We start from the raw sequence: 1,214 nt of genomic DNA, 5'->3' as shown, positions 1-1,214 counted from the left end.
TGTGGTTTCAATAGGTCAGCGCAACAATGGTTTTGTTCAGGCGAAACAGGTGATGCGTGATGACCAGAACACCCTTGTCGGCAGCCGAGGTCGACGAAGTCTGGCGGCGGTGGAGATCCGGGCAGGCAGTGAAAGTGCTGGCCCGGGAGATGCGCCGCAATCCCTCGACCGTGCGAGACCTGCTCAAACGCTGCGGCGGCGTGCGGCCGGTGCCGCGACGGCGCGGCGAGCTGCGGTTGAGTCCCGTTGAACGAGAACAGATTTCCCGCGGCTTGGCCACCGGACAATCACTGCGCGGCATCGCCCGAGAGTTGGGCCGCGCACCCTCGACGATCTCACGCGAGGTCGCCGGCAACGGCGGCCGCCTCGCCTATCGCGCCGTGGCCGCCGACCAAACGGCGTGGGCACGAGCGATCCGGCCGAAACCGACGAAACTATCGCGGAATCCGCAGCTGGCCGCGGTCGTGGCCGAACTACTGGCTCGACGCTGGTCGCCGCAGCAGATCGCGGGCTGGCTGCGCCGGGATCCGCAGCGCAGCATGGGATATGTGTCGCACGAAACGATCTACCGGGCCCTGTTCATCCAGGCCCGCGGCGACCTGCGCCACGAACTGACCCACTACCTGCGCAAACCACGCTCCACCCGCCGCCCTCGCGTCGCGCGCCAACCCGACGGGCGAGGGCAACGCCGCGGCGTGCTCACCATCTCCCAACGCCCTGCCGAGGCCGCCGACCGAGCAGTGCCCGGCCACTGGGAAGGTGACCTGCTCTGCGGGCACGGCCCGTCCTGCATCGCCACCCTGGTGGAACGATCCACCCGGTTCCTGATGCTCGTGTCGCTGCCCGACGGCAAACGCGCAGACCTAGTCGCCGCAGCCCTGGCCGCGAAGATCGTGACCCTGCCGGCCGCGCTGCGACGGACGCTGACCTGGGATCAAGGCTTCGAAATGGCTGAACACGCTCGCTTCACCGTCGCCACCGGCGTTCCGGTCTACTTCTGCGATCCGAACAGTCCCTGGCAGCGCGGCAGCAACGAAAACACCAACGGCCTTGTCCGCCAATATCTTCCCCGCGCCGCAGACCTGCGCCACTACACCCAGCACGACCTCGACGCCATCGCCGACGAACTCAACGGCCGGCCTCGACAAACCCTCGGATTCCACACACCATCAGAAGCACTCGACGAAGTGTTGCGATGACCGCCTGAACCCGCA

At 67.1% G+C, this 1,214-nt stretch carries 1 protein-coding gene; it reads left to right on the top strand.

Going from position 1 to position 1,214, the window contains the following annotated elements; all coding sequences use genetic code 11:
• Positions 1-59: 59 nt before the first annotated feature.
• Positions 60-1,199: an IS30 family transposase gene (locus tag ACYVN4_RS45195; RefSeq protein WP_460730506.1), complete on the top strand. Its 1,140-nt coding sequence runs from the start codon at positions 60-62 to the stop codon at positions 1,197-1,199.
• Positions 1,200-1,214 lie beyond the last annotated feature (15 nt).

Source organism: Nocardia heshunensis (assembly GCF_054782115.1).
The sequence above is the reverse complement of the archived record's forward strand: the minus strand, read 5'-3'. Positions and strand labels throughout refer to the sequence as shown.